This is a genomic window from Aeribacillus composti, assembly GCF_031760945.1.
GTDB classification, from domain to species: Bacteria; Bacillota; Bacilli; order Bacillales; family Aeribacillaceae; genus Aeribacillus; species Aeribacillus composti.
In genome coordinates this window covers 3,500,400-3,516,634 of sequence record NZ_CP134501.1, presented here as the reverse complement: position 1 = coordinate 3,516,634, position 16,235 = coordinate 3,500,400, and the positions used below count along the sequence as shown (strand labels likewise).

Genomic DNA, 16,235 nt, shown 5'->3' with positions numbered 1-16,235 from the left:
TACAGCTCCAATCTGTTTCCACCGTTTTGTCCGCTCATGCACCACTTTTCAATTTTAAGTGAAAAACTGTGTATTAAATAAAAGGTTAAAACATTTTACACTAAAAGCATCTAATGAGCAGAGACTAGATCAAAAGGAGGAGATCGTAATGAGTGACTCATGGCTTGAATTAGAAGGAAAGGTGGCGATTGTAACAGGCGGCGTTTCCGGGATCGGATTACATATCACAAACGAACTGATCCGAAATGGGGCAAAAGTTGTTGTAGCCGATTTAAATGGAGAAGAAGGACCGCAAGATAATGGTTCTTATTTTCTAAAATGTGACGTTACAAAAAAAGAAAGCGTTGACAAAATGGTGGCCGAAACCGTGAAATTATTCGGCTCAGTCGATATTTTAGTAAATAATGCCGGAGTCAACCTGCCAAGACTGTTAGTCGATGTCAAAGGTGAAAAACCTGAATACGAGTTGAATGAGAAAGATTTTGACTTTATGGTAGCTGTCAATCAAAAAGGTCCTTACCTTTGTGCACAGGCGTCTGCCAGGGAAATGATTAAACAAAATAAAGGAGTTATTATCAATATTGCTTCCGAAGCCGGACAGGAAGGATCATCTGGACAAAGCTGCTATGCCGCGACAAAGGGAGCATTAATAGCTTTCACTCGTTCGTGGGCAAAAGAACTCGGCAAATACAATATCCGAGTTGTTGCGGTGGCGCCTGGCATCAACGAACCGACAGGCTTGACGTCAGATGCTTATAATGAAGCGCTTGCCTATACTCGAGGCGTCACAGTTGATCAATTGTCAACGGATTACAGCAATTCCATTCCTCTTGGGCGTCCGGGTAAACTAAAGGAAATAGCCGATTTAGTTTCTTACTTGGCTTCAGACCGTGCAAGTTATATTACTGGTACGACAGTTAATATTTCTGGAGGCAAATCCCGCGGTTAAGATCACAGCAGCCTAAAAAAAGGTCCTATAACGAAATATCACAAAATTCCAATCACTACCTTTGACTGATAGACGAAACTATGTCACTTTATTTTTACGTAAAAGGTGGTGAATATTGTTGGATTTTACAATTGATGGCCGTGTTGTTCAAATGCTAGAAACGTTTCAAAAAAAATCCTATTGTTCTTTGGATTATCTTGCCAACTCATTGGGGGTCAGCACGAGAACAATCCGCAATTATATTAAGCTACTTAACAGTGAACTGAATGGGATTGCAGCCATCAAAAACGAAAAGGGAAAAGGCTACCATTTGTTTATTGAAGATGGGCATAGGTTTGATGATTTCATTGAAACCGTTTCTAAGAAGAAAAACATGCTGGATTCATCACAAAGGCGTATCGCTTTTATCATTGATCGATTAATCAACAGCAAAGGAAGGAATACGCTGGATGAGCTCGCTTTTGACATGAATCTGGGGAGAACAACTCTTGTAAATGAAATAAAAAAAGCTGCCGTAGCGTTGGAATCTTACAATTTAGCCATTCATGGAAAACCGAACAGCGGGATGAGCCTAAAAGGAAATGAACTGGATATCCGTTTTTTTATATTAGATAACGTCTATGACTATTTATACGGGGATTACCCGCTGGATGAAGATATTAAAGAAGAAATAATGAAGATTGCCAATCACTACAATTTAGAGTCTACCACCCAAAAAAAGTTAATGCAATTTATTATTGTCATGTTGGATCGTTTTATAAAAAATCATCCTCTTACGGAATTGGATGAAAAATATAACAAACTATTAAATACACAGGACTATTCGATTGCTTCAGAAATCGTTTCCGTAATCGAACGGCATTTGCCGGTTGAAATTTCACAACCTGAAATACTGTTTATAACATTGCCGATCGCGGGAAGAAGAACGCCGACAAACATTCGAACAATTGCAGACATTACAATTTCCGACGATATTAAACGTCTCTTGGACTTAATAATCGAACAAGTAGGGTTTGATAAAAGCATTATTTTCGAAAATGAAACATTTTTCAAAGATATTCTGTATCATTTAACCTTTATGCTGAACCGCTTGATGTTTGATGTGCGTTTGAAAAATCCGCAGCTGGCTGATGTGAAGGAGAAGTATCCTGTCGCCTTTAAATTGGCCGAAATTGCCGGGCAAGTAATTGAGAAAGAGTATGGACTGAAGGTTCCTGAAGATGAGCTTGGCTACCTATCCTTGTATTTCGGAGTATTCATTGCCCAACATGATGAAATAACGAGAGCATTAAAAAAAGTTGCAGTCATTTGCGGAACCGGGCGGGGATCTGCCAAATTAGTCTCTATTCAACTGCAGCGCATATTAAATCCAAATACTCAAATTGATATTTACTCTGAAATTGAAATTTCAAAAGAGCTTTTGAATCAATACGATATGGTCTTTTCAACAGTAAAGCTTCATTTTGCAATTGATCCACCTGTCATCATAATTAACGAAATCTTTGACGAAGCGAGTGTTTCTAGGCAAATAGAAAAGATGACCTATCGGAAAAAATTTAAAATGAAAGATTTTGGCAATCACCGTTCAATTTTAAAACTTTTACTCAACAAAGATAAATTCTTCGTCTTAGATACAAATAAAGGCTACCACGAAAATGTGAATGATATGATCGACGTTTTAGTCAAGAAAGGCTATTTGGACGAAGGGTTTAAAGAGAGGCTGAGAGAAAGGGAAGAGAAAGGATCAATGGTTTTTGACCGGTATATATCCTTGCCGCATACAGTTAACTACAAGTCCAATCAGATTGAAATGGCGATCGGTGTTTTTCCTGAAAAAGCAGTGGTTGACGGGAAGGAAATCAAGCTTGTCTTTCTGTTGGGAATACCGGAAAAAGCCGATAATGATGCAAGCCTCCTGATTAAAATTTACGATGAAATCATCAAAATCGCCTCTGATCAGAAACAGGTAGAGGAATTGGCCGATGCAGCCAGCTACGAAGATTTTACAAAATGCCTCGAACAAGCAAGCAGTTCATCATCAATCTTAGGGATGTGATAGGATGCAATTGATCATCATTATGCTTTTTATAGCAGGAGCATTTATCGTGCAATTGGCATTAGGTTATTTTCAAATTAAACATTTTGCCAAAGCGTATATAGAGCTGCGAAAGATTGGAAAAGTGGCAATCGGAAAGCGCCCCGGCAGAATTCGGGCGGGGACCATTGTATTATTTGCCGTTTCCGACAGCGGGAAAATTCTGAAAGCAATGAAAATACAAGGGGTTACAGTTTTAGCGAAAGTTCGGGAATTGAAAGGCTTTACGGGCAAAAATATAAAAACGCTTGGAGAAGCCGATATGGCTCATTGCAACAAACTATTGAAATCAGCTATTTTGGATGCGGTCAGCAATTATAAGATTATTATGAGCGGCGGGGAAATTCCCGAAAAGCCGAGTATCTTTAAACGAATCATGATGCAGGCAGAAAACATTGTTTCGGTAAAAAAATCATGAAGAGGTGAGGAACGTGGATATTATTGTTACGATTGCTGAAGGTTTTATGAATTTGTTTAAAACTGGCGCAGAAACATTTATTTCGTGGATGCAAAGCATTGTTCCGCTTGTGTTGCTATTGATGGTTTGTATGAATACATTCATTCAGCTTATTGGAGAAAAGCGGGTCAATAAACTTGCGATGGCATCTTCTAAAAACCCGTTGTTAAGATATTTAGTCTTGCCGCTTGTCGGTTCATTTATGCTAGGGAATCCAATGGCGTTGTCATTAGGACGTTTTTTGCCGGAAAGATATAAACCGAGCTATTTCGCTTCAGGTGCATATTTTTGCCATACCAGCAACGGTTTATTTCCACATATAAACCCAGGGGAATTATTTATTTGGCTCGGTATTGCGGCTGGAATTGAGAAACTAGGTTTGAGCACTGCAGAATTGGCTGTCCGTTATTTCCTTGTCGGTCTCGTGATGAACTTCTTCGCAGGCTGGATTACAGATTTTACAACAAGAATAGTAGAAAAACAGCAAAATATTAAATTGAAAACAGAAGTAACGTTACATCATCGTTAGAAAAGGAGGAGGAAAGGGAAATGGCTAAATATCGGTCGATAAAAATTGTGAAGGGCAGCGGCGGTTTTGGCGGACCGCTCATCATTACACCGACGGAAAAAAGAAATAAAATTGTTTATATTACCGGAGGAGCAAAGCCTGAAATTGTAGACAAAATTGCTGAACTGACAGGTGCCGAGCCGGTCAACGGTTTTAAAACATCAGTACCGGATGAAGAGATTGCGCTTGCAATTATTGATTGCGGCGGTACATTACGCTGCGGCATCTATCCGCAAAAACGCATTCCAACTGTCAATATTATGCCAACAGGAAAAAGCGGACCGTTGGCCCAATATATTACGGAAGATATTTACGTTTCAGATGTGGGGTTGGATCAAATTCAGCCCGTTGAAGAGAGTGCTAGAGAGGCGGCTCCGGCTGAAGAAAAAATTCCGGAAGAAAAACCTGAAAGAGAGTTTAAATATAGCAGTGATAAAAAGATTTCTGAAACAATGGCAGCAAGCTCCAATAAAAACTTATTAACGAAAATTGGACTTGGCGCAGGAAAAGTCATTAGCACGTTCTATCAAGCAGGACGTGAAGCAGTGCAAACAATGATTAACACGATTATTCCGTTCATGGCTTTTGTATCATTGCTGATTGGAATTATTCAAGGTTCAGGAATCGGAAACGTATTTGCCAAGATCATGTCGCCGCTGGCTGGCGATATATGGGGATTGCTCTTAATCGGGTTTATCTGTTCATTGCCATTTTTATCACCTTTACTTGGACCTGGAGCAGTAATCGCTCAGATTATCGGGACGCTGATTGGAGTGGAAATTGGCAAAGGGAATATCCCGCCAAACTTGGCGCTGCCAGCATTGTTTGCCATCAATACGCAAAACGCCTGTGACTTTATACCTGTAGGTTTGGGACTTGCAGAAGCAGAACCTGAAACAGTAGAGGTCGGTGTACCGTCCGTCCTTTATTCAAGATTCTTAATCGGGGTTCCAAGGGTGTTTGTCGCTTGGCTGGCAAGCTTCGGACTTTATGATTCGTAAATTTGTAATTATAACATCATGAGTTTTGCAAAAATCTGACATATGGGAGGGAAGGCACAACCGTAACAGGTTTGTGCCGACTTTATGACAATCATTTATAAGAATAAAATAAAAGGAATCGGAACAATGGCCGATCATTTTTTGAAAGAGAAAATGATTATTTTATTTGGCAATGAAGCTCCGCAGGATCTGAAAGATTTTTGTTATGTCATTGATGTCGTAAAGGCGGAAGGAGTCATTCAAGCTGGACAGAAGCTTTATATTAATAATGAAAAATTTGAAATCACGTCTGTCGGCGATGCTGTGCAAAGAAACTTAACAACATTGGGGCATATTACTTTGCGCTTTGACGGATCGACAACACCGGAACTGCCGGGCACTTTGTACTTGGAAAATAAAGATATCCCTGAAATTGGATTGAATACCGAAATAAAGATTGCAAGTGAATAAAAATTTTGATATTTTCCATTCATTATTGGCTATTCATCCGACTTTTTTCAATAGGAGGGAAAAATGAGGCTGAATAGATTCAGTGAATGAATCATATACATAAAAGATTTTTTGCAGCTTCAATGGATAAACTGTGAAAGATTTAAGTGAAACAAGTAAATAAGACAGCAAACCGGGCACCCATTTTTTCGCCCGGTTTTTTTGGCTTTTTAATTCTTTCTCTTAACAGCAGTTTGCTTGCCGGCAATAAATTATGATCACTACGCCTTGACAACATTGAAAATAAGAAAAAGTCATGCAAGTTGTCCGGAATCATTTTCTATATGGAAGATTTGAGGCGCAATTAAATTGGCAGAATTAGTAAGAAAAATTCCAAATCTTCTTTGGTTAGATGGGATTTGTTCACTGTCCATTCATGCCAACTCAAAGATTATGATGATCTGTAGGCGGGAGCTTAAGATGAAAGGAAAGATTGGACAAAAAGTCCAGTTGGCACTAGTGGTTGAATACTTATAAGTATGGAACGGTTGAAGGAGAACTTTTGCTTGATTGCTTTATCACTTTAACACAAGAAATGGATGGAGGAATTAGTGAGTGTATCTAATTACAACTTAATTGCGGGCGCCGGAAAATACTCAATACTTGTGAAGGCTCGAGTTGTTTACAAAGAGGAAGCATATATTTTCAAAAATTAATGGATTCCGCCGAGAGCTCCCAAATTTTTATAGTAAAGGAGGACTAAGGCAGCCATTCTAAAAACATCAATGCTTCAAATTAAAAAAATAGGCGGGCATTCACCTTCTTTTTGATTCAGGAAAAAAGTTTCCAAATTTGTAACTGAGAGCAATTTTTTTTGCGTGATAATGTTTTTATATTATAATAATTATAACTTAATAATAGATTAAGAGGTGTTTCCCATGTCTATTTATCAATTTGAAGTAGAAAAAGCAAACGGCGAAAAAGTTTCTTTAGCAGAATTTAAAGGTCAAGTGCTCTTAGTGGTGAACACCGCTAGTAAATGTCGATTTACATACCAGTTTGAAGAACTGCAAAAGCTATATAAAAAATATCATGATCAAGGTTTTGAAATACTAGGATTTCCATGCAACCAGTTTGATCAACAGGAGCCGGGAACAAGCGATGAAGCAGCTTCTTTTTGCCAATTAAATTATGGCGTCACATTCCCGATGTTTGCAAAAATCGACGTGAACGGAAAAAACGCTCATCCATTATTCGAATATTTGAAAAATGAGGCGCCGTTCCGCGGATTTGATGAATCGAATACGGCAGAAAAACTATTAAAAATCAAACTAGCGAATGAATACCCTGAATGGCTGGTTGGCAACGATATTAAATGGAATTTTACAAAATATTTAATTGATGAAAACGGCCAAGTCGTGAATAGATATGAACCATGGGACGAACCGATTGATTTTGAGCAAGATATTCAGAAATTATTGAAAAACTAATTCCGGTTGAATCGTTTTTTCATTCGACCGGATTTATTTTATGTATAAGAATGCTAGCAAGAAGCTGCTAGTTCTTTTGCCTGTTTCGGACCTAGATCAACATGTAAAAAAGAATTTATGAATTTTAATGTTCAAGCAGATTTCCCTTTTCCATTGAAAATAAGGAAGAGGGTTATTTATTTTTCAGTAAAGAGCTTTGGTATTTAATATGAAGCGCGTCAATTTACAGTACCTTATCGGCCGGTTGGCGATGGGGATTTTTGATGTAAAATTAGCGTGAAATCAGCGGCCGTACTACCGGATCTATATTTGTTATTGCCTTACATGTTACAAATGGAAAATAAATTGGCAGCCTCTCTTTTACAAACCTTTTTAAAAAAACATATAATATGTTTATACAGTTCTAAATTTTCCAAAGGGTATGGCAAAAATGGGGATTTGGTTAAAGTAAGCGTCTGCACTGCAAAGACTGAAATAAATCACATAACTTTTTTTTTCACTTTGTATCAAATTTTAAAGTCGGGGGTTTTAAGCGGTTTATTTGGTTCGTCAAAACAAAGGGGGAGTAAAAATATGGAGCTTCGCAAGCAAAATTATGAAATCATCCCGATTATCGTCGATGTTCCGTCTAATTTAAGAACGATCAACTTTTTTTTAGTGAAAGCAAAAGAATCCCTTGCTTTAATAGATGCTGGTTTGGATCATGAGGCTTGTTGGAATGCATTGTTGGAAACGCTGCAAAAAAACGGGTTGGCTTTGCATGACTTAACCGAAATCATTTTAACTCACAACCATATAGATCATGTAGGATTAGTGAATCGAATCATTGCGGATCACCCCATTCAAGTTTATGCCCACAAAAATGCGATCCCGCGCTTAAAGAGAGACCGCCAATTTCTTGAGATGAGGGTGGAGTTTTTTTCTAAATTATATGAGGAAATGGGATGTCATGAAGCAGGGAGAAAGCAGGTCGATTATTTAAAAGAATCGATTGTGAAAAAAAGAAAACTTGCTATCCAAGCGGAGATCATTCCAGTCGAGAGCAGCCATTTGGATTTTCAAATTATCGAGGTGCCCGGACATGCTCCGGATCAAATTGCGCTGTATGATCCAAAGCATCGTTGGATGATTTCAGGTGATTTGCTGATTCAGCATATATCCAGCAACGCACTTGTCGAACCCGATTCTTTTGGACGGCGGATGCCGACTTTACTCCAGCATAAACATTCTTTAGAGAAAGTTTCGGATTTGCCTCTCGATCTCGTATTTCCGGGACACGGCGTATTCATTCAAGACCCGAAAGATTTAATAAATAAAAGATTAAAAGGGATTGAGAAAAAAGCAGAAAAAATTATGAATCTCATTTTAAACGGGGTAACAACCGCGAGCGGTCTAGCCCAAGCCTATTATGGAAATAAGTATTCGGAGCAGTTTTCGCTTGTGATGTCTGAAATTATAGGACATCTAGATTATTTAGAATTCAACGGAAAAATTAGAAAGGAGATGGAAAAAGGAGTTTGGCATTATTCCATTAATAAAGAATAATAGAAGGTTTTTGATTGGCTGTTGACGATGAAAATTTTTTTCTTGTATTTCGCAAGCTGCAAAAGTAACAAAGTTTCATTGTTTGCAAGCATGATACTAATTATTGAGGTATGAGGAATGATGGGAAGAAAAAGGAGAAAAGATGCACCTTTAATTACTGTAGTTGAGCAATTTTCATTACAATAATTACCATGTAAAAAGAGACAAACGGAGTACCCCTTATGCCACATGAAGCTGTTTTTTAACGACATCAATGGGAATATCTTGTTTCGCTGCATCGTAAATAAACTCCACGAGGCTATGTCCTTTCTTCTTTCGAAGGAAGTCAAGCCCGGTAGAGAAATCGCTGTTGGATTCGACCATACTGTACACATAAGCGAGTTGCACCAAGATCCAATACCGTTTCACCGCCCGACGTTGACGAACGCGGTACCCATCGAGCTTCAGCTGGTCTTTCGCTTGTCGAAAAAAGCATTCGATCGACCAACGCTGGGCATAGTAGCGCAAGATCTCTTCATCGCTTAGCTCCCGGTCGGTGCTCAAGACGCAGTGAAGATGTTCGGGTGTCATCGGCTGATCGGCTTTCCAAGCCAACAACACAACGGCATCATCGAGACCTTTCAGCGCTCCCTCGTAGCGATACACGCGATAACGCTCTTCTCCCACCGTGACGAGATGGGTGTCGTTCGGTTCGATATAGCGGGCAAACTGTTTGGCTTGGATGGCGATGCCTTTTGGATAAAGAACCCGATTCGTCTTGAGCATCGCAATGACGTGGAATCCTTTTTTCAGGCAGGCTTCCACGAGTGTTTTCGATGGGTACCAAGAATCCATCAGCACATAAACAGAACCGTGCACATCCAAAGAAGAAAGCATCTCGATGGCCCATTGACCCTTGCTTTTCCCATCCGCCTTGTCGTAGAGGCGAAACGCAAAGGGAAAGGCTTGCGTCATCGTATGAACCATGAGCCAGACGAGAGAGTGTCCCCAAATCGACTTTTTGTCCGCGTGAGAATAATGCCAATTACACCCTTCAATAGCGTGTTTCGCCTGTGACGAAGGCTTCGTTTTTCGGCAGATCGTATCATCGATCGAAACAAAAATGGGGTGATTCTTTCGCTTGGCCGTTCGTTCCACATGACGAAGCATCCACTGCTGGAGTTTGCGAAGCAAGATTTCTTCATCCCAAGGGCTTTTCGTGAAAAAATGGCTCAGTGTCGTTCGATGGTTGGGATGAAAGCTCTCATGATGCAGATCGGTCAAGGTTCCCACAAATCCTTTCGTTGTCAGCGCATCGATAATATGAACGAGATGCTTCATGACCGGCTTAGAGAAATAAAGGGCCAGCCCCAACATTGCGAAAAACTTGTCGATTCCTTGGTGATGTGGTAGTCTATTCATGAGACATGAACCTCCTTGAGAATGGTTTGGTGACACATCTATTCTAATCAAGGAATCGGGTTCATGTCTCCTTTTTTGTTCGGATGTAAATTTATGTTAGTGAATTTGCTCATCTACAGTAAAAATATTGCAGAGCACAAGGAGTGGCAGAAAAAAGATCGTACTCGGACATCTCTTACTCTTTTGCAGAATCAGGAAAAAATCCGCCAAAACACGAAGTTTTATTATGATCCAGAAAAAGATAAAAAAGATATAGAGCATTATTACAAAAATGTCATCGGAAAAGAAATCAAGGGGCTGAACCTATTTTACCATTATCATAATCTAGTGAAAAAAACACATAAAAATCAGCTGCCGTATTTTATATGCAAAGATCATTATTTGTATACGTGGGTCGATTTGCAGCCGGATGGAACAGTGAAAAGCATCTATTCTGGCGAAAAAAGCGATCCTAGCCGAATCATACAAGAAGATTTCGAAATAATTCAAAAAAGATATGAGCAATTTCAAGCTCTTTTAGAAATAGTCAGCAAAAAGGACATTTCTTTATTGAAAAAGATGAAAAGCATTGACTTGCGTTTAAAATATAATACAGAACATATTGTTCCGCAGTCTTGGTTTCATGCACGGGAACCGATGAAAAGCGATTTGCATCATTTATTTGTTTGTCATCCGGAGTGCAATGTCAAACGATCCAATTATCCTTTTCATGATTTTTCTTTTTATCAGCCGGAATCGCCAAAAGAAAAAATCCGCAATCGCTGCGGAGTTGTCAAAGACGGCCGATTCGAACCGGAACATGGCAAAGGTACTGTTGCGAGAGCAATGATGTATTTTTTATTGCGATACCCGAATGAAATAAAAAAAAGCAGCCTTAAACAAATTAATCTTTCTTTACTGATTCACTGGCATGAATCGTTTCCCGTTTCCATCTATGAAAAGCATCGGAACCAATCGATTTATTATATACAGGGAAACCGCAATCCTTTTATAGACTTTCAAGAGTTAGCGTATAAAATAAAGTTTCCGTTTCATATTGGATCATGTGGCGTCAAGGAATCGTGAAATCATAGACTATAGGAGCATACTTAGAGCACCTCGTTTTGCAAAATAATCACAAGAAGAGCCGTTCTTTCGAAATACCGATTGTAAAGCTCCTGATTTTTCCTGCTTAACTCTGAGCTAAAATTTCAAGATGCTCTTTCCATACAAGATGACGGTCAATGGCAGCTTGCGGTCAGAAGCATTTCGGATTTTGTTTGTCTCTGTTTATTTGCAACCTGCTGATCCGTAATGGTTGCTGGTCGGCGATTTATAATGAAGAACAGACGAATGTTCGTTCGTTTGAAAAATTGGCTATATTTCTGTCATTCAGAACTCCCTAGTTTCGAGAAAAACAAGGGAGTTTTTGTTGCATATGCTTATAATGATTGACTTTTTCCCTTAGGCAACGCTTCACTATCTGCTTGCTCTTGTTTGTTCGTAACTAAAGTACGATCATTGATATTATATTTGAAATACGTTACTTTTGATTTTGTCACATCATAAGTGTGAACACCAGAATTCGGACCGAAAGAACAAAGACACATGGTTAATTCCCCCTTGTAAATGCATGAACGGCTTCGCGCTGAATTTCTGATAATCTTCTGCTGAGCTCATCTGATTCACTGCTTCGAAGATTTTGTTCTAATTGCTTTAACAAGTTCATTATTTGATCAACAGATTGTTGATCATGACCACTTCCATTCTTCGGATTACTAATGTTATTGGCATTGTTCATATCTCTGAGCACTTTATAAGGCTCGCGGTTTAACAGAAGACTAGTCACATCAGGTCGTGAATAATGTCCGATGGCATCGTGCCAATGTGCCATATCAGCAATTAATTTCATATCAACTTCAGCGTACAAAATACCTTCCTTTCCTTTTAAAGGACCGGATAATATGGAACCACCGGGTGCGATAATCGCCGTCCAGCCCCCTCCAGGCTTTATCCACTCTTTTTGATAATCAGTCTGTGTTAACTTTTCCACATTGTCCTTGTCGACTGTACTTTGACAATTGATAACAAAACATCCGCCTACTTGAGCATGATAACGCGCAGATAGTTCAGTAGACATATCAAATAATGTATCCCAACCCGTTATACTTGAAAATCCTACCCATACGGCACAATGCAGCTGGGAGCGTTGTGCGATAAGGGAATGACGTACCAAATCCATAGTATGCTCCCAGCAGACCAGCCCGCTCATTCGTCCCAGCTCTGTGTCATAAACATTTAGATAACTTCCATCTCCCATGCCCCAATGAACACGCTCAACATGAGTCGGCATCAATTTCCTGTGTTTGCCAAAAATTTTCCCTTTATTATCAATAAATAAAATTGTGTTATAGCATGTTTTTCCGTCGCGCTCTGAAATACCAATAACGACATGTATATTATGTTTTCGTGCAGCTTCACATAAAGCATCAGTTGTTTTACTAGGTACTTCTACAGAATTGAGAAACCATTCCTTAAATAGTTCATGATACCACATTGGTGTTCCTAACCAGATGTGATACGGATAGCCAGGAATATAAGACTCAGGCAATACAACTAATTGAGCCCCTTGTTTCGCCGATTCTTCAATTAGCGAAATAGCTTTTTCCAAGCATTTTTCCCTGTCATATAAAATCGAAGAGGCTTGTACGGCAGCAACCGTGAATTTCTCATTTGAAAAATCGCTCATCAGCTAATCCCACCCCATAGAATTTTTAATTATAAGAATAATTAGAATATACAGTAAATTTTATTTGAGTTCAATAAAAAAATGACGTTTTTTATACGAATGAATAATAAGAATTTGTATTATGATTTCATACATCTTTCCTTAATTTATGATAAAATATGGATTTTTTATAATTATATTTTAAAATTTAGATAAAATTTTAAATATTTTTCATTATGTTTCTTTTATGAAATTATAAATAACATTATGTAATTGTGTTAGTATATTAGCTGATTCCTAACAAGACGGTTAAGAAGAGCTCGTACATCCAAGGACATTCGATTTTACAGTAAGTGTCAAACGAATCCCGTCTTATCTTTTCCGGATGGACAGTTTTTTCGTCGCTGTTGATTACAAGCGACTGGGTAAGATCTTTGACCTTGTACTTCTTTATATTCTAAATCCTTGTTGGGAAGTCTATAGATAAATTAAATAAGTAATTGGATTTAAATCCATTTACTTGATGCAGCATCCATTTCGGACTGCCTTAATGCCTGAAAATGAGATTTATCAGAAGGATGTCATTCGTTCAGAAGGTGTCCTTAATATTTGATAATAACGAGAACAGATCAGTTCATCCCAAAATTGTAAAGCGAAAATTCAAAAAAAGGAATGAAAGCGTAATCAATTTTAGGAAAAGTGGCCTAAAATTGTGCTTAGAAAGGAGGTACAAATGCTACTAGACATTCGAAGCAATTGTCTTTTGAAAGAAGTAATCAAAAATCCAAACATTAGTAGCAATGAACTTGCTCAAAAATTCAACTTGAGCAAGAGACAGATCAATTATAGTTTTTCCAAGATCAATGATTGGCTTTATGAACAAAATTTCCCTCAGATTGAAAGGACAAATCACGGCTATTTTGTTGTAGATCCGAGTTTACTAAAAGTATTGAGTGAAAAGGAAAATACTCAATCAGTCGATTTTTATGATTTATCGAAACTGCAGCGCGTCCATTTCATTATATTGATGATTTTAACGAGAATGGATGCCTTATCGTTGGCTCATTTCACATCTGAACTAAAAGTGAGCAAGAATACCGTTATTGACGATTTGAAAAAAGTAAAGGATATTGTCGAACAACACGGCCTTGAATACAAGTATTCAAGAAAATATGGATACGTCATTGAGGGAGACGAATTTCAATGCCGGAAACTGTTAATCTCTATCACGAACAGCATCTGGACAGCAGATCAAGGAAAAGAAAAGATCATTCAGATTTCGCAATTATCTGTAGATGAGTTAGAGGAATTTAAAAATCGCCTCGAAAAAGTGGAGGCATCGTTAAATCTGAAATTTACAGACGAAAAACTTGAGTTAATGCCTTATATTTTAATTTTTATTTTAAGAAGAATACGGAAAGGCCATCATATCGGTTCTTTTAACCTTAATTATAATGAGATTTCCGGCACAAAAGAATACTTGGCAACGGAAGAGCTTTTGCATGATTTTCCAAATGTTTCAGAGGAAGAACGGCTCTTTATTACTCTGAACTTGCTGACAACGAATGTTTATTGGTCTAAAGAGGAGATTGATAAAGAAATTCCTGAATTAAAAAGCGCGCTAAGTCAAGTGATCGACAACTTTGAAAAAAATACGTTCATTTTTTTGAAGGATAAAGAGCAGCTTCTTCAAAAGCTCGTCCTTCATATGAAGCCAGCCTATTTTCGAATTAAATACAATTTAACTGATACAAATGATGTTCTTGATGATATCAATAAAAATTTCAAGGAATTGCATCATCTTGTTAAAAAATCGGTTAAACCGCTGGAAGATTTAATCGGTTCAGCTATTCCGGAAAGTGAGATTGCTTATTTAACAATTTTAATCGGCGGGTGGCTTTCTAGGCAGGGCGACAATATTAGCCAAAGAATGAAAGCCATAGTTGTCTGCCCAAAAGGAATATCAGTTTCCAGATTGATGTATGGGACGCTAAGAGAACTGTTTCCTGAATTTATTTTTCTTGATTCATTGTCTGTGCGCGAATTCCAACAATATGAAATGGATTATGACATTGTCTTTTCTCCAGTTTATTTGAAAACAAATAAAAAGTTCTTCCTTGTAGATCATTTTATTGGTGCTGAAGAAAAAAGACGATTGCGAAAAGAAGTGATGTCTGACCTATATGGGTTTGTACCTGAAGTAATAAATGTTGAAGAATTAATGGGAATTATTGAAAAGCATGCTGTCATTAAAAATAAAAAAGAGCTTTACAATGCGATTCAAAGCTATATTCACCAAGGCTCTAACAACAAGTTAGAAAATCATTCTATTAAAAATCCGAATTTATGCGATTTAATTACTCCTTCAACGATGATATTCCGCCATTCGGTTCGTAGTTGGGAAGAAGCGATTAAACTGGCGGCCCAGCCTTTGCTGAAGGATAAAAGCATTAAAGAACAATATGTTGAAGCAATGATCAAACATTGCCAATCAGATCCTTATTTTGTCATCAGTGAACATGTAGCCATTCCACATGCTTCACCTGATGAAGGAGTAAATCGTTTATCGATGAGCTTATTGAAATTGCGAAAAGGAGTAGCCTTTGAAAACTATCAGTCCATTAAGTTAATCATTGTGATTGCAGCTTTAGATAAAGATCAACATTTAAAAGCATTCATGCAATTAATGAATTTAGTGAGAAATGAACAGGATTTGAATAAAGTATTGAACGTACAAAGCATGAAAGACTTACACGAAGTTCTGAAATTATATGCACAAGAATAAAAGCTCTTTTATTAATGGAGTAGGTGATATACCAGTGATTGATTTACATTTTGATGAATCTTTGATTTTTTGCGACTTAAAAGCGAAGGATCAGGAAGAAGTTTTGAAAGTAATGGGAAACCATCTTTACGAAAAAAACTTTGTAAAAGAGAGTTTTATAGATGCAATTATTGAGAGGGAAAAAACTTTTCCGACCGGTCTCCCAACTTCCAGTAATATATCTGTCGCCATTCCCCATACGGATTCCGTTCATGTCAATAAAAAGGCGATCAGCTTGGCGATACTAAAAGACGCTGTTGAGTTTGGAATCATGGGGGAGCAGGAGGCAAAAACTCCGGTAAAGATTGTGTTTTTATTAGCGATCGACAAGCAAGATTCTCATTTGAAAATTTTGCAAAAACTGATAAGCATCTTTCAAAACGAGGATGTCATCAAGTTTTTAACAACAGAAAAAAATAAAACATTAATCAAAACAAAAATTATAGAATGTTTAGATTTAAAGGAGATGAATTGAAATGAAGAAAAAACAAGTATTAGTCGCATGTGGTGCTGGAATTGCTACTTCAACTATTGTCAATGATGCGGTGCAACAGCTTTGCAAAGAACATAACATTGAATGTGAAATTATTCAAATAAAAATTACAGAAGTTGGTTCTTATGTGGACACGGCTGACTTATTAATTAGTACAACAATTGTACAACAGGAGTACCCGTTCCCGGTTATTAATGCACGCGCTTTCTTAACAGGCATTGGACTGGATGAAGTGAAAAAAGAAATTTTGGAAGCGCTGAAAAATTAAACAAACGT

The 16,235-nt window shown here is 37.9% G+C and carries 15 protein-coding genes; 12 read left to right on the top strand and 3 right to left on the bottom strand.

Annotated elements, in window-relative coordinates:
• Window positions 1–148 precede the first annotated feature (148 nt).
• The 8 genes from RI196_RS17030 to RI196_RS16995 all read left to right on the top strand — a co-directional run bounded on the left by RI196_RS17030 (window position 149) and on the right by RI196_RS16995 (window position 8,534).
• Window positions 149–949, top strand: a complete 801-nt coding sequence (locus tag RI196_RS17030) for an SDR family oxidoreductase (protein ID WP_063388884.1) — start codon at window positions 149–151, stop codon at window positions 947–949.
• A gap of 115 nt (window positions 950–1,064) precedes the next feature.
• Window positions 1,065–3,005, top strand: coding sequence for a BglG family transcription antiterminator (locus RI196_RS17025; protein WP_311066598.1), 1,941 nt, complete (start codon window positions 1,065–1,067; stop codon window positions 3,003–3,005).
• Between the two features lie 4 nt (window positions 3,006–3,009).
• Complete coding sequence (locus RI196_RS17020) at window positions 3,010–3,462, top strand: transcriptional regulator GutM (protein ID WP_186439333.1); 453 nt, start codon at window positions 3,010–3,012, stop codon at window positions 3,460–3,462.
• A gap of 13 nt (window positions 3,463–3,475) precedes the next feature.
• Window positions 3,476–4,030 (top strand): PTS glucitol/sorbitol transporter subunit IIC, encoded by a 555-nt coding sequence (gene srlA / locus RI196_RS17015; RefSeq protein ID WP_066251165.1) that lies wholly within the window; start codon window positions 3,476–3,478, stop codon window positions 4,028–4,030.
• A gap of 20 nt (window positions 4,031–4,050) precedes the next feature.
• Window positions 4,051–5,070 (top strand): PTS glucitol/sorbitol transporter subunit IIB, encoded by a 1,020-nt coding sequence (srlE, locus tag RI196_RS17010; RefSeq protein ID WP_063388882.1) that lies wholly within the window; start codon window positions 4,051–4,053, stop codon window positions 5,068–5,070.
• A gap of 84 nt (window positions 5,071–5,154) precedes the next feature.
• Window positions 5,155–5,520, top strand: a complete 366-nt coding sequence (locus RI196_RS17005; protein WP_063388881.1) for a PTS glucitol/sorbitol transporter subunit IIA — start codon at window positions 5,155–5,157, stop codon at window positions 5,518–5,520.
• 917 nt (window positions 5,521–6,437) lie between these two features.
• The gene (locus RI196_RS17000; RefSeq protein ID WP_063388877.1) at window positions 6,438–6,989 is read left to right on the top strand and encodes a glutathione peroxidase; all 552 of its coding nucleotides are present in this window, start codon (window positions 6,438–6,440) and stop codon (window positions 6,987–6,989) included.
• Between the two features lie 573 nt (window positions 6,990–7,562).
• Window positions 7,563–8,534 (top strand): MBL fold metallo-hydrolase, encoded by a 972-nt coding sequence (locus RI196_RS16995; RefSeq protein ID WP_311066597.1) that lies wholly within the window; start codon window positions 7,563–7,565, stop codon window positions 8,532–8,534.
• A 219-nt stretch (window positions 8,535–8,753) separates the two neighbouring features.
• Here RI196_RS16995 and RI196_RS16990 read toward each other — a convergent pair whose 3' ends face one another.
• A complete protein-coding gene (locus tag RI196_RS16990) occupies window positions 8,754–9,935 on the bottom strand; it encodes an IS701 family transposase (protein WP_063388773.1) in 1,182 nt (393 codons plus the stop codon).
• A 93-nt stretch (window positions 9,936–10,028) separates the two neighbouring features.
• On the opposite strand from RI196_RS16990, the gene RI196_RS16985 reads away from it, so the two are divergent.
• Window positions 10,029–11,000, top strand: coding sequence for an endonuclease I family protein (locus tag RI196_RS16985; protein WP_311066596.1), 972 nt, complete (start codon window positions 10,029–10,031; stop codon window positions 10,998–11,000).
• Window positions 11,001–11,356: 356 nt separating this feature from the next.
• Here the strand turns inward: RI196_RS16985 and RI196_RS16980 are convergent, their stop codons facing one another.
• Together RI196_RS16980 and RI196_RS16975 are read right to left on the bottom strand one after the other, a co-directional pair.
• Window positions 11,357–11,524, bottom strand: coding sequence for a hypothetical protein (locus RI196_RS16980; protein ID WP_157727840.1), 168 nt, complete (start codon window positions 11,522–11,524; stop codon window positions 11,357–11,359).
• Window positions 11,525–11,526: 2 nt separating this feature from the next.
• Window positions 11,527–12,663, bottom strand: coding sequence for a carbon-nitrogen hydrolase family protein (locus RI196_RS16975; protein WP_063388870.1), 1,137 nt, complete (start codon window positions 12,661–12,663; stop codon window positions 11,527–11,529).
• Between the two features lie 712 nt (window positions 12,664–13,375).
• On the opposite strand from RI196_RS16975, the gene RI196_RS16970 reads away from it, so the two are divergent.
• From RI196_RS16970 to RI196_RS16960, 3 genes are read left to right on the top strand one after another with little or no spacing between them, the layout of a single operon-like run.
• Complete coding sequence (locus RI196_RS16970; RefSeq protein ID WP_311066595.1) at window positions 13,376–15,427, top strand: BglG family transcription antiterminator; 2,052 nt, start codon at window positions 13,376–13,378, stop codon at window positions 15,425–15,427.
• A gap of 34 nt (window positions 15,428–15,461) precedes the next feature.
• Window positions 15,462–15,941 (top strand): PTS sugar transporter subunit IIA, encoded by a 480-nt coding sequence (locus tag RI196_RS16965; protein WP_311066594.1) that lies wholly within the window; start codon window positions 15,462–15,464, stop codon window positions 15,939–15,941.
• A gap of 1 nt (window position 15,942) precedes the next feature.
• On the top strand, window positions 15,943–16,227 hold the full coding sequence (locus RI196_RS16960) for a PTS sugar transporter subunit IIB (protein WP_063388867.1): 285 nt from the start codon (window positions 15,943–15,945) through the stop codon (window positions 16,225–16,227).
• Window positions 16,228–16,235: the final 8 nt, after the last annotated feature.